Below are 13,461 nucleotides of genomic sequence, written 5' to 3' on the forward strand. Positions count from 1 at the left end.
CGATTTCTATGACAGAAAGAACTTAACCCATGAGACGCCTTTTTATAAAGCGACTCATGTTCGTTGCTCTTTCAATATCTCAGAAAAGATTACTTCTGAGGAGCTGGCTTAGAACGGCTTCGAGACGGTTTGTTTGTCGAAGGTTTGTTGCTTGTCGGCTTATTTGACGACTTGCTTGGGCCGTAGCTACCGCCGTAACCAGACTTCTTAGGTTTGCCTGCAGGTTTACCCGCGTTGTTTGGCTTACCAGTACCGTTAGATTTACCCGCACCGCTTGGTTTGCTCAGAGTGTTCTGAGCACCTGCGTTATTTGCAGCAGGTTTATTGCCCGCACTACCGCGTTTAAAGTTGCTGCCGTTGTTTCTTACTGATTTATCTTCAGTTGTCGCAGCTGAGTTGTTTTCAGCAGGTTTCTTACCAGATGTCGGCTTACGCTTTGGAGCCGAACCATTACCAGCTACATGACGCTTGTTCTTACCTGCTGGCTTGTGCCCGCGAGCGTTATCACCAGAGCGTTGACCATCGGCATGCTCACGTGGCTGTTTTGCTTTCTTCGGCTTCTTAGGCTTGATTGGACGTGAATCCAAGCGAGACTCAGGTAACTTATTTACTGGAGAGAAACCTTCCAGTTCACGACGCTCTAGCACTTGTTGAATCAGGCGTTCAATACCGAACAGCTCACCCACTTCATCAGCACAAACCAATGAAATCGCTTTACCTACTTCACCTGCACGGCCAGTACGACCGATACGGTGTACATAGTCTTCTGATACATGAGGAAGATCGAAGTTAACTACTTGAGGCAGTTGCGGGATATCGATACCACGAGCGGCGATATCAGTTGCAACAAGTACTCGTACCTTACCTGTTTTGAAGTTCTCTAAGGCTTTAGTACGTGCACCTTGGCTCTTGTTACCATGGATAGGTGCAGCAGTGATGTCTTGCTCTTCAAGGAAGCGAGCAAGCTTGTTCGCACCGTGTTTCGTCTTGCTGAACACCAACACTTGTTGCCAATCGTTATCTTTGATTAGCTTCGCTAGCATTGCGCTCTTTTTCTTTTTGTCTACTGGGTAGATGCTTTGCTCAACCGTTTTTGCCGTTGAGTTTGCAGGGCTTACTGAAATCTCAACAGGATTGTTCACCAAGCCTTTCGCTAAGCTGCGGATATCATCAGAGAACGTCGCTGAGAACAGTAGGTTCTGACGCTTCTTAGGCAAGAAAGCTAAGATCTTACGAATATCGCGGATGAAACCCATGTCTAGCATGCGGTCCGCTTCATCTAGCACTAGGATTTCTAGTTGGTCAAAACGCACTGCATTTTGGTTGTATAGGTCAAGTAGACGACCAGGTGTTGCCACCAACACGTCACTACCTTTACGCAGTTTTTGCATCTGAGGGTTAATCTTCACACCACCAAACACTACCGTCGAAGTCAGCGGTAAGTTAATACCGTACTTCACTACGCTGCCATTCACTTGCGCAGCAAGCTCACGAGTTGGCGTTAGCACGAGCGCACGAACTTGGTTCTGACGTACGCGAGTACCTTTCGATAACATTTCAAGAATAGGTAGCGTGAAGCCTGCAGTTTTACCTGTACCTGTTTGAGCAGCGGCCATAACATCTTTGCCCGTTAGGACAGCTGGCACGGCTTTCTCTTGTATTGGTGATGGCTTATCGTAACCTTGTGCTTCAATAGCTTTAAGGATCGGTTCAGAAAGGCCAAGGGAGGTAAAACTCATAGATTATTTTCTCAGTTGAATAACATTTAGTATGAGCAACACGTTAAAAAGTGCGTTGCTTCAGCTTTTGCTCATCAAATACATTGATACGGAGCAAAGCGCGGTATTCTGAGGCTTTTCCCCCCATTCAGCAACTAAATTCTAATCGCAGCTAAAATTCAACCTAGATAACTTGTCGCTTCTGTTCGTACATTTTTTCATCAGCGGCTTTTAAGAGCGCATCGACATCATTGTAGTTGTTATTGTGAATAACCCAACCCACACTGATTCTGAGATAAATAGAGTGCGCGTCGTACACAACTGGTGCCGAGCATATCGCCTTTCGTAGTTTAGTCACGATCGACGATACGTGTTGATCATCGATAATGCGTGGCAACAAGACCAAGAACTCATCACCGCCTATCCTTGCGACGATATCTGAAACACGCAGCTCACTTCTGATGCGGTTAGCACACTCAATCAATACCTGATCGCCTGCCGCGTGACCATAAGTGTCGTTGATTGCTTTAAACCCATCGAGGTCGATATTTACAACGGCAAAGGTTCTCGCTCTCTGTTTTTGAGTGGTTTTGAAGGCCTGTTTGAGGCTATACATGAAGTATCGACGATTCGGTAACATCGTTAGCTCATCATGCATAGAGCGGCTATCTGCAATCCGGTACAGACGATAAATAGTAAAGAAGGCAAACGCCAACACTAATATAATGGAGTAGCCTACCAGCCTTACCGCTTGGATTCGATACCAAGGCTCATCCATCAATACATGTTCGTTACCGGAGAGAGCAAGGTACCAACCCCCGTATGGGAAACTCACCTGTTCAGTGGCGAACGCATTATCGAACACATCCTGAGTGCCATAAAAGACAGCGCCATCTTTCCCTGAACTGTTTGCACCACGAATTGCTAATTCATACTTGTTCTCTATCTTGCCGATTCCAACATCTTCAAACAGCTCATCTAAACCGATAACAGCACTGGAGACACCCCAGTAATCTTGATTGAAAGGCGGGTCTCGGAAGATCGGAGTGCGTGCAATGAGGGCTTGTCCACCTTGAAACAGCTCAAAAGGACCGGCAATAAAGGTGTTGCCAAGATTACGGGCTATCTCAACAGACTCCCATTGATTTGGGTGATCACGATAATTAATACCGAGAATCTGCTCATTACCTTCCATCGGGTAAACAAAGTTTAGAATGTCGTCTTTGGCGAGTCCGATAAGTCGAATATGGAAGCCATCTTGAATGATATTCTCAGCAATCTTATCCCAATTTTTCACCTCACCATCGGGGTTGATGGTCACTAAGGTCGAGAAATTATTGAGGATATACATATCTGACACGATCGCGGCTTCAATCCGAGAACGAATAATGGATAGTTGCTTTTTTGCCTCTGAATACGATTCGTTTTTAAGAAAAGTTAATTGCTTGGCATGAAAGAACTCAATTGCGCTTACTATCGCAAGGAAAAAAAGAAAAGATACTACTCTGGCAGACCACTGCTTGCTAGAACCACTTGGCATTTACGAACCTCTAACACTATTGTTCTATATACTGCCTTATAACGGCTCATTTCTGGCTTATTGCCCCAGTATGCCGCTAAGTCATTAAAAATCCATACTAATGTCGACTATCTATCAAATATTGGGTGATCCATCACTTCAAACTTCTTTACTAAACGAATGGTTTAATCAAAAAGGGTTAGTGAACCTTATAAAGCTTACATTGTATTGACTCAACGCTTACATTGAAGGATTCATCAATGTTATTTTACATAGACTAATAATCAGCTTGGTACCTCACGACATGAAGTTAAAAACTATCACACTGTGTACATTGCTATCAGCCTCGGTTGCCGTTCACGCACAAGAAAACGTTCAAGCGCCAACCGCAGTGAACGTTCAATCCCAAGCAGATTCGCTCAATTCTCAAGAACAATCTTTCAAGCAATCTGCAGACCTAATTCGCACCACCTACGAAAGCCAGCTTTACACCCTGCCTGCATTCAAAGAAGGTCACTACGGGCTGCGCATGTATCGTCAAACATTAGACGATAAGTATTCAGCGGCGGTGTGGAGCGACATGGCTCGAGTGGCAAGCAAGCTCAGCACCCTGTCGAATGACGTTCAAACCATGGAACAAATCGTACTCTACTCAGAGAAGCGAGTTGCATCTTATATTGGTGATAACGATGAGCGCAGTATTCGACGCTACAACATCACCAAGCACATGCCTGAATACCTTTACCTTGGTGTTGACCTTCTAGGCTCTATGGCTCGTGCTAACGAATACGGTTTAGAACACAAGAACGATGCCAAGCTACGCGAAATCATTCGTCGCTATGACTTCTCACGATACGTGACCAATGAAGACATGGTGAAAGCGTGGGCCGCTCAATTAGCGAATCAGGTTTACTGGTTGCGCCAACTGGGTGAGCAGGATGTCGTTGATGAGTTTGTCGATACCTTCAAAAAAGCGTATCCAGACGATAAAGACAAAAAACTCTCAAGCCAGCAATTCGGCAATAAGATCTATGGTATGACACACGTCATCTTCGGCGACTCAGAATATTACCAACATCAAGTAAGCGAACAAGACCATCAATGGATCTACGATTACTTTAGAGAAAACATCGATACGATTCTGCTGCGTGCGAAAGAAGATGTGATTGCTGAGGTTGGATTAACCTTCTTATTGGCAGGTTTAGAAGATGACCCAGTTCTAGAGAAAACTCGACTCGCGATTCAAGCTTCAATCGATGAGAAACAAGGCATGATCCCTTCAATTACTGGCGATTTTGACCTTGAGTACGGTGAACACCGCAACGTATTAGCAATCATGCTACTCGATTGGCAGCAAGTGAATGAAGCGCCGACTTATGAAGGCAGCCCTAAGGTGTTTACTAACATCCCTTACGGACTCATTAAAAACCAACCGCAGAAGAACTAGCAACATACCTAGCCGAGGTTAATCTAAGAACCTAAAAAGCCGCACACCTTTCGAGGCCTGCGGCTTTTTTTATTCTTTCCACACCATCGCTTCGCTCTGGCTTAGGTTTGAGTTTGAGTTTAGAGGCAGACTTTGTTCATCACTATCGTGAAATCCCCTTCTGCGTAACCTTCTATTAAAGAAACATCCTCACAAAACGTTTTACAGAAGCGATACACGCCCTGAGGGTGATAACTCATCAAGGTATTACGTGAAGGATGTTGGCTTGAATTGAGAAGATTAAAAATCACCGTCTGATTCGCCAATTCATACATGCGAGTAATCATGTTTGTCAGATAATCAGAATCACGAGAGACATAGTTCAGTGAACCACTCGCGATGACAATGTCGTGCGCCTCAAGTTTCATTTTGCTCATATCACCCGACAAAAACCGACAACGATCTTCTGTATAGTTTTGCTTTGCCTTCTTAAGAAAGCCTGCGTGTTGGTCAACGCCGGTATAAGATTGAATGCGATAGATGCTGTCGAGCAGCTCAAACAGCTCGCCATAGCCGCAACCCAAATCTAAAACACTCTTCTTTTCGAAGTCCGCTGCACGAGCGATCACTTCAAAGCGACACAACTGGCTCTCTTCGCTAGTCCAACCTAAAGCTTTAGCCTTGTCGCCATTCGAGCGGTTTGTCTGCTTTCGATGATAGCGATACACCTTCCAACGATCGAGCCAGTGCATTACGAGAAATCCACCCACACTTCACGACCACCAGCCAGCTCTTGGTTATGGTATTGCCATTGATATTGCGCGAGCAGCTTTTCGGTGAGCTCTAACCCTAGACCAAAGCCCAAATGATTGTCTTCTATCGTGCCGTCAGTGTTGTGATTAACAATGGTGACTTTCGAGCCTACCTGAACGATGCCCACGGTACCGCTTCCTGTGTGTTGGAAAGCATTGCGAATCAAATTGGTCAGCACTATGCGAGTGAGTCCGACTGGCAACTGACATTGTGTGTCGTCGCGTTCAAGATTCACAGCCACGGCTTTGCCATTCAATAGATAGCTTAAATCGTGGTTTATTTGTTGCAGCAGTTCACCGAGATGTATGTTTTCTAGAGGCAGATCTTTGTCTTGTTGTCGGGTAAGCCACAACAAGGTTTCTGTCAGATCTGTCATGGTGAAACCCGCGCGCTTGATTCGATCAATGACTTCAAGCTGCTTTTCTGGGCTCTTTCCCTTTTGAATCAACTTCTCTAGCAATTCACTATTTGTTCTTGTGACCGCAATAGGAGTACGTAATTCGTGGCTCGCGTAACCCAAAAATTTCTGCTCTCGTTCTAAGCTGTTTTGAACCGAACTCAAACTATCACGAATGATGTTAGCCAAGGTGTTCAGTTCACTGAAGTGAAAATCAGGTGTCGGTTCACTGAGGTTATCTTTATCTAGCGATTTGGCCCAGTTCTTTAGCTGCTCAACAGGCGATGCCACCTTACGTAACACCAAAACCAAGATAACGAAAAACAGTACGATCGCACCCAGTGCGGTCAAAAGAATCGTGATAAAGTGCGGAAGCCCTTCATCATTAATGAAAGGGTCATGTTTTTGAGCAAACACCGCAGAAACATAACGAACCTCATTACCTTTCATCACCTTCATGGCGAAATAGCCTTTCTCGGGAGGTGAGAATATAGATTTGCCAATGATTATTTTGGTCATGCGGTTGAATTGCAGTTCGTTCTGGTTAAGGTTGTTCTGAATACTTTGTGGCAAGTCGCTCCATTGGGTCGCCACCGTAAATTCTTGATTGGTCATAGGCTTACCCGGCTTTACCGCATCTTGTTGCGCTTGGGCAATCATAGAGCCACGCATAGCGATATCCATCCCCGAGACAAAGTAGTTTACGCTCAAGGCAGAAAGAACCAGAATCGTGGTCACGCCTGTGACTAAAATAGCCAATAAAACGTAGATCCTTAAGCTTGGTCTGATCTTCATGCTTGTCGTAACTCCTTAATCGCAAAACCTTTACCCGCAATGGTATGCAGCAGCTTATTGTCTTGTTCAGCATCGACTTGTTTACGCAGATTGAAGATATGCACTTTTAAGCTATTACTGTCTGGTTGATCGTCGCCCCACACGCCCTGCATAATGGTCTCACGAGAAACAGGATTAGGGCTAGAACGCATCAAGATTTCCAGTATTTTGAGTGCGGTAGGCGAAAGCTTTAAAGGGGAATTATCGCGATAGGCTTGATGCTGTTTTAGGTCAATTTCCAAATCGCTTACCGACAAGCGGCGAACCTGACCACTGCGTCGCTTCGCCAACACTTGCACTCGAACAATCAACTCTTCCATTGCAAAAGGTTTCACCAGGTAATCATCGGCCCCTTTTGAAAAGCCTGTCAGCTTATCATCAAGCGTATCACGTGCAGTCAGCATCAAAACGGGTGTATCAATACCCTGCGTTCTGAGATTCTCACACACCTGCAAGCCGTTCATTTTAGGTAAGTTGAGATCGAGAATTACCGCGTCATATCGGTTTGTTTCGATGAGGTTGAGTCCAGCTAAACCATTCGCTGCATGATCGCACTGGATATCTTCTAAATCGAGGTAATCAATAACAGCAGTGGCTAAATCAAGGTCGTCTTCAACCAAAAGCAATTGAAGCTTATCTGTGAGTTTATTGGTGACGGATTCTGCCATCGTGACGACCTCTATTGTTAGTTGTAGTGTAGCTTTGTAGTGATCTTTAATATCTTGTTCGGTAATGAACCTAGACCGAAGTTGCTGAGCCTCGCTCGGCATTTATCAGCCTAGATATCATTAGCTTAGCTATTGTTAGGCCGTTTGTTCAACGCCTTTGACTCGATTTGTGACTTTAAGAATCAGAGACTTAATCTCACACTGAATCATTAACAATGCTGGCGTTAGAATCAGTGTAATAAACGTCGCAAACAAAATACCGTAGCCTAGCGCCGCTGCCGCAGGGATCAGGAACTGAGCCTGTAAAGACGTTTCACTTAATAGTGGCGTCAAACCTGCAAACGTCGTGACCGATGTAAGTAATACCGCTCTTAGTCGACCAGAACACGCTTCAACAATCGCATCGTGAACCGACTTGCCCTGCTCTTTGATTAGCTCGTTGAAACGAGAAACCAACAACAAGCTGTCATTCACCACCACACCGCTCAACGCAAGGATACCGTTTAACGATAGGATACTGATTGTTAAGTCATTCCACCAGTGCCCTAAGATTGCCCCAACAATACCAAATGGAATCGCTGTCATGATGATCACTGGTTGAATGTAAGACTTCAGCGGGATAGCAAGCAGCGTATAAATCGCTATCATGGCAAGTATGAACATACTCATCATTGAACTAGCCGTCTCTTCTTGTTCTTCCGTTTCGCCAGCAAAGTCGACCGTTAATCCCGGGTATTGCGCTTCTAAATCGGGTACTAATGTGTCTTGCAACTGATGAACAAGCTCAGCAGGTGCAACCACGTCTTTATCTAATACTGCACTGATGTACACCGCTCGTTGGCTATCAATGCGTGTGATCTCTGATACTTGGTAATCAGAATATACTTCAGCAACCGTGCTCAAAGGCACCACGGTACCGTCGTTGGTTCTCACGCTCGCTTGCTTGATATCCGCAATGGTTTGGCGATCCGATTCAGGGTAACGAACTCGAACTTTTACCTCATCCTTACCACGCTGGAACTGCTGAACGATATCACCACCAAACGCCTGTAATACTTGTTGTGAAAGGCTTGCCGTATCGAAACCTAACGCACGGCCTTGCTGTGTTAATTCAAAACGATACTGAGGCTCACCAAGATCCAAGTTATGGTCAATACCACTCACACCTTCAATCGCTTGCAGCTTGGTTAAGAATTCATTACCCGCCGCAGTCACTGATTCTTCATTCCATGCTTTCAGCTCTACTTTGAAGTTGTCGACCATCTCCATTTTAGACAAGATCTTGAGCTTCTTAACCCCTTCCATCTGGCCCACAGTCTCTTGCCAAGCATCAGCAAACTCGTTCGATGTGTAGACACTGTCGCTGTCCAATTCAATTTTCACTTGGCCAGAATCATCGGCATCCGCGATAACTTGAAGACTCAACAGCTTAGACGCTTCATCTTGAGCACCGTATTTGGCTCTCAGTGTTTCATCCGTTTGTGTTGCCGCCGCTTCAAGCACTAATAAGTTTTGTTGTGTTTGGCCAAAGCTCGCGTCGTTTTGCATCGACATATCCGCAGTTACCGTATCACCCGGCATATCAGGGAAGAACGCTACACGAACCGCCCCCGTCATTGGTAACCCAGCAACTAAAATAAGCAATGACAAGAAAACCATCACTACCGCATAACGCAGTTTCAGCGCCCATTCAATTGTGGGGCAGTAGATACGCTTATTAAACCAACCTAGTCCAGTATCGGCAGCATGTTGAACGCGAGCCCACACTCCCTTCTTCTCACTGCGCTTAGTGTTAATATGAGCGAGGTGCGACGGAAGAATGAACTTAGACTCAACCAAAGACAGCAACAAACAGATAGTCACGACCGTGCCGAATTGAGCGTAAATTTGCCCCATTTTACCGTCAACATTCGCTAACGCTAAGAAGGCAACAACTGTCGTTAACACACCAAATATAGTTGGTGATGCCACCTTCATGGTACCTCGAATGGTACTGCCTATCGAATCGCCTTCTTCTTTGCGTGTGGAATAGATACTCTCCCCGACCACCACCGCATCATCGACTACTATCCCGAGCGCCATAATGAAACCAAAGGTGGTCATTTCATTGATGGTTAACCCCATGAAGGTATCTGTCATGAAGAACATGGTGCCAAAAAAAACAAACGGTAAGCCAGCGGCGACCCAGAAAGCGACACGCACGTTTAGGAATACCGCTAACACGATGAACACCAAAGCAATACCGGTGAGCGCGTTCTTCATCAATAGGCTTAAGCGGTCTTTGATCATGGTACTTTTATCATACCAAGTTTCGATTTCGACATCGCTAGGCAGCATGTTGCTGTTTTCCCAGCGCTCTACCACTTTCTCTGCTTGTTCAACAATGCTGACGACGTCTCCGTATTCATCCATCACGATCTGAATTGCCATCGCATTCTGTTGGTTATAACGAGAAAGCATGAAGGTATCATCAGCAAACATGTCTTCAACGTTGGCAATGTCACCCAAGGTAATTTGCGTACCATCAGTCGTCGTCATCACCGGAATCGCGTTGAAATCTTGGATCTCATACGCCTGTTCAGAAACCTTCAAACGAACCGTTTTTTCGCCATTACGAAGGCTCGTCGAGATAGCCGCAGAAGATTCCGCATTGATCGCTTCAGAAACGTCAGTCAGAGTTAAGCCGTATGCCTGTAGCTTGTTCTCATCAACCTCAACTGAGATCATAGGGTCAGCCTTAGCCTTGATTTCCAAATCACGAATTGATGACTGGCTCAATAGATCTGATTTCAATTGCTCGGCTAAGCTTTGAAGCGTTGCTCGGTCTGCGTCACCATAGATCTGCACCCATAAGGCATGATCTTGCATGCGAGCTTTATCAATCACAGGATTATCAGCGCCAGAAGGCAGGTTATTGATCGCATCAACCTTAGTTTTAACGTCAGTTAACAGGGTATCAAGATCATAGGTGCTCGTTTTTTCAATCGAAACATGGCTACCATTCGCATCAGAAGTTGACGTAATACGCTTAATGCCCGGTACGGTTTCTAACGCATCTTCAATCTTAATCGCTAGGCCTTCTTCCGCCTGAATAGGGTCACCACTGTCATAGGTCACAGACACTGTCACCACATCGGGTTCAAGGCTTGGAAATGCTTCTTTACGCAATGAGTTCAGTGATAACAGGCCTATGATGATCACGCCCACTAACAACAAATTCGCTGCTACAGAGTTATTCGCGAACCATGCGATTGCGCCAGTGTGTGGTTTAGTTGGCTTCTGGTTACTGTCCGCTTGGTTATTCGGTTTCAACTCATGAGACATGACTACCCCTCCGCCTTAGCCAGAACGACCATGCCCGCTTTAAAGCTACTTAACGGACGCTTAACCACTTGAACACCGTCACCAATTTCCAAGTTCAATTTGGTAGGATCGATGTAAATAAAACCACCCTTTTCAAATTCAACATTCGCGTTTGATTTAGAAAGCAGACCGTTGTCATCCACAAACCACAGGTCACCTTGTTGCGAAAGTGAAGAAGCCGGAAGCTCCCACAATTGAGTTAGTTGCTTACCCGAGATCGTCGCTTGCACGAACGTGCCTGGATAAAGATCTTTCTCTTGCTCCAAAGGGTTATCGACTTTCACGATCAATGAGCGCTGACGCGTATCTTGTTGTAAGTGCTGCTCAACACGCTCGACATAACCTTGCCATTGGAATTGACCGTCAGAACTCGATAGAGTCACTGGCCACGGCTGCTCTTTCAGTTGGGTGTTATCGCTGTTGGGTAGGCTCAACCATTGGCTTTCAGAAAGGGGGACAGAAACTTCAACCTCATCAACGCTGTATAACGTGGCTATCTGAGCGCCCGTTTGTGCGTAGCTTCCCGGTTGAACATCACGGCTCACGACCAACGAATCAAAAGGGGCAACCAAGGTTGTTTTTTCGAGGTCTTGCTCAGCCTTCACCAATTCAAGCTTGGCGTTCTCCAAGGCTGCTGTTACTTGTGCCAGTTGTGGTTCGCGTAATACTAAAGGTGAATCCGGCTCGCCAGACAAACCAGAGCGTTGCCATTCAGACTTAGCTTGTTCGCCTTGTCTCTGCTCTTCCAACAAATCCAGTTGAGCTTGAGCCACATTTGCCTTAGCTTGGGTTACCGCTTGTTGGTAACTGGTCGAATCGATATTAGCGATCACTTCACCTTGGCCAATCACTTGCCCAGTTTCAAACTGCGAGCTGATCGTTTCTACTCGGCCACCAACTTCCGTCGAAAACATCAATTCGTAACGCGACTTCGCTTCCCCGTAACCCACCACTTCTGCTTGGTAGTCACCGAGAGTGGCAAGTACCACAGACACTTGCTGTTGTTGTGAAGCAGGTAAGGTCGTCGTATCAATAGACTTGGTTTGAATAGGCGTAGCTTGAGGTTCTGAAACCGTTAGTTCATTCGTCTTTTGAGGAGCAGGAGCCACTTGTGAATCGTTGTAAGCAAGGGCAGCAAAAATGCTTGAACCAGCCACTAAGGTGATTGCAATTGTGATGGTGTTCAGTTTCATGAAGATACTCCCAAGCCCAGAGCTAGGCCTAAATCAATTCGGTTTACGAGACGGTTATAAATGGTTTGTGTTAACTGCGCTTCAAGGTCATAGGTTTGCTGCTGAACAGTAAGTAGATCAAAAATGTCGACCAAACCCTGACGGTATTTCTCTTCATAGCTAGTGAAGCTGCGTTGTGCGCTTACCAAGGCGTTCATTAGGTGTTGCTGTTGAAGCGTTAATGAGGACTCTTGCCCCATTGCGTTTTCCACTTCATTCACCGCATTGAGCAGTGTTTCTTGGTAAGCCCAGTAGCTGGTTTCTGTGGTTAGGTCAGCAATTTCTGCCTGTGCTTTTAGCTTGCCACCTTGAAACAGTGGTGCTGACACTTGGCCAAGCGCACTCCACAAAGGCCCGGTAAGCAGAGCTTCGCTCGGAGAATCCGCCATATCGGTTAGGCTGGCAGATAAGCTGATAGATGGCAGCATCGCTTTGTACGCCGCGTCAGCACGCAATGTTTCTGCTTCGATATTAAAGAAAGCGGCTTGAAGATCGGGACGACCTGCTAGATCTTGTGTCGGCATGTTTTCTAGCGGATTAATGATGGTTGGGAATGAACCGAGCTCAGCAAGGGATAGCTCATCAGATTCACCACTCCATTGCCCTGTTAACAAAACCAACTCACGTCGACTTTGTGCAAGCTGCTCACGGTAATCAGCTAAGGTTGCTTGAGTCGATGCGCTGCTGGTTTTTGCATTATCTAGATCTTCAAGGCTACCTAGCCCTGCTCGATAACGTTCTAAAACAAGTTCTTCATTGTTTTCTAGAATCACCAAACGCTGCGTTTCAATATCAACAAGCTGTTGCTTCAAACTGATATCAAGCCAACCTCTCATCACACTCGCGACCAAAAGATCTTGAGCGCCCTGAAGGTTAGCCTGAGACGTCGCAATGTCTTTCAAAGCAGCGTTGTTTGTGTCTGCAAGCTTCTGCCATAGATCGAGCTCCCAACCAACCGTGACATCAGTGGTGTAGGTTTCAGTAGTGCTTGAGCCGTTAGTGCCTTCGTCAGCTTGACCAGAAAAGCTCGCATCGACGGTTGGTAAGCGATCACCTGAAGTTACACCTTGCTGCGCATAAGCTATTTTGAGTGCTGTAATGCTTTGTTGGAGGCTTGGGCTGTTCTGCAGAGCGCGCTCGATATAGAGATCGAGCTCCGGTGCATTCACTAAATCGGTCAGTTGTAGGTTTTCAGCGTCTCGATCTTGTTGAGTCGACGCTTGATCACTAGAAGCCTGTTGAATCAGCTCTGCGAGTAAGCTTTGTTGTGTCTGATTAGTGCTTTGCTCAGCGAGTGAAACATAGTCGGCCTGACTGGTTGTCGTGCAACCCATCAATCCGATTAGAGCAAGTGAAATAAGGGAATGTTTTAAAGGAAGATTCAATTTCATCTTCTTGTCTCCTGTAAGAATGGAGACAAGATAACGAGCTGGGGGTTAAGAGAGGGTTAAGGCGAACGTTAACCCCAAAAGAAAATACAAAAAGCGTACG

General features: G+C 45.8%; 9 protein-coding genes. 1 reads left to right on the forward strand and 8 read right to left on the reverse strand.

Annotated features, from left to right (window positions below):
* Positions 1-89: 89 nt before the first annotated feature.
* Both AB4329_RS09145 and AB4329_RS09150 read right to left on the reverse strand, forming a co-directional pair.
* Positions 90-1,739, reverse strand: coding sequence for a DEAD/DEAH box helicase (locus tag AB4329_RS09145; protein ID WP_017060608.1), 1,650 nt, complete (start codon positions 1,737-1,739; stop codon positions 90-92).
* Between the two features lie 163 nt (positions 1,740-1,902).
* A complete protein-coding gene (locus AB4329_RS09150; protein WP_102394160.1) occupies positions 1,903-3,258 on the reverse strand; it encodes a diguanylate cyclase in 1,356 nt (451 codons plus the stop codon).
* Positions 3,259-3,541: 283 nt separating this feature from the next.
* Between AB4329_RS09150 and AB4329_RS09155 the strand changes: the two genes are divergently transcribed.
* A complete protein-coding gene (locus AB4329_RS09155) occupies positions 3,542-4,684 on the forward strand; it encodes a DUF3541 domain-containing protein (protein ID WP_137002019.1) in 1,143 nt (380 codons plus the stop codon).
* A 119-nt stretch (positions 4,685-4,803) separates the two neighbouring features.
* Here AB4329_RS09155 and AB4329_RS09160 read toward each other — a convergent pair whose 3' ends face one another.
* The 6 genes from AB4329_RS09160 to AB4329_RS09185 all read right to left on the reverse strand — a co-directional run bounded on the left by AB4329_RS09160 (position 4,804) and on the right by AB4329_RS09185 (position 13,361).
* A complete protein-coding gene (locus tag AB4329_RS09160) occupies positions 4,804-5,415 on the reverse strand; it encodes a class I SAM-dependent methyltransferase (RefSeq protein WP_102394162.1) in 612 nt (203 codons plus the stop codon).
* Positions 5,415-6,668, reverse strand: coding sequence for a HAMP domain-containing sensor histidine kinase (locus tag AB4329_RS09165; protein ID WP_017070986.1), 1,254 nt, complete (start codon positions 6,666-6,668; stop codon positions 5,415-5,417). Before AB4329_RS09165 ends, AB4329_RS09160 begins: the two co-directional genes overlap by 1 nt.
* Positions 6,665-7,375: a response regulator transcription factor gene (locus AB4329_RS09170; RefSeq protein ID WP_017070987.1), complete on the reverse strand. Its 711-nt coding sequence runs from the start codon at positions 7,373-7,375 to the stop codon at positions 6,665-6,667. Before AB4329_RS09170 ends, AB4329_RS09165 begins: the two co-directional genes overlap by 4 nt.
* 135 nt (positions 7,376-7,510) lie before the next feature.
* Positions 7,511-10,699 carry an efflux RND transporter permease subunit gene (locus tag AB4329_RS09175; RefSeq protein WP_372138106.1) on the reverse strand — a complete coding sequence of 1,063 codons (3,189 nt, stop codon included), beginning with the start codon at positions 10,697-10,699 and terminating at the stop codon, positions 7,511-7,513.
* A 2-nt stretch (positions 10,700-10,701) separates the two neighbouring features.
* Positions 10,702-11,931 carry an efflux RND transporter periplasmic adaptor subunit gene (locus tag AB4329_RS09180; protein ID WP_137002021.1) on the reverse strand — a complete coding sequence of 410 codons (1,230 nt, stop codon included), beginning with the start codon at positions 11,929-11,931 and terminating at the stop codon, positions 10,702-10,704.
* Positions 11,928-13,361: a TolC family protein gene (locus AB4329_RS09185; protein ID WP_372138107.1), complete on the reverse strand. Its 1,434-nt coding sequence runs from the start codon at positions 13,359-13,361 to the stop codon at positions 11,928-11,930. Before AB4329_RS09185 ends, AB4329_RS09180 begins: the two co-directional genes overlap by 4 nt.
* Positions 13,362-13,461 lie beyond the last annotated feature (100 nt).

It is taken from the genome of Vibrio sp. 10N.261.54.A5, from assembly GCF_041471145.1.
Taxonomy (GTDB): Bacteria; Pseudomonadota; Gammaproteobacteria; order Enterobacterales; family Vibrionaceae; genus Vibrio; species Vibrio crassostreae_C.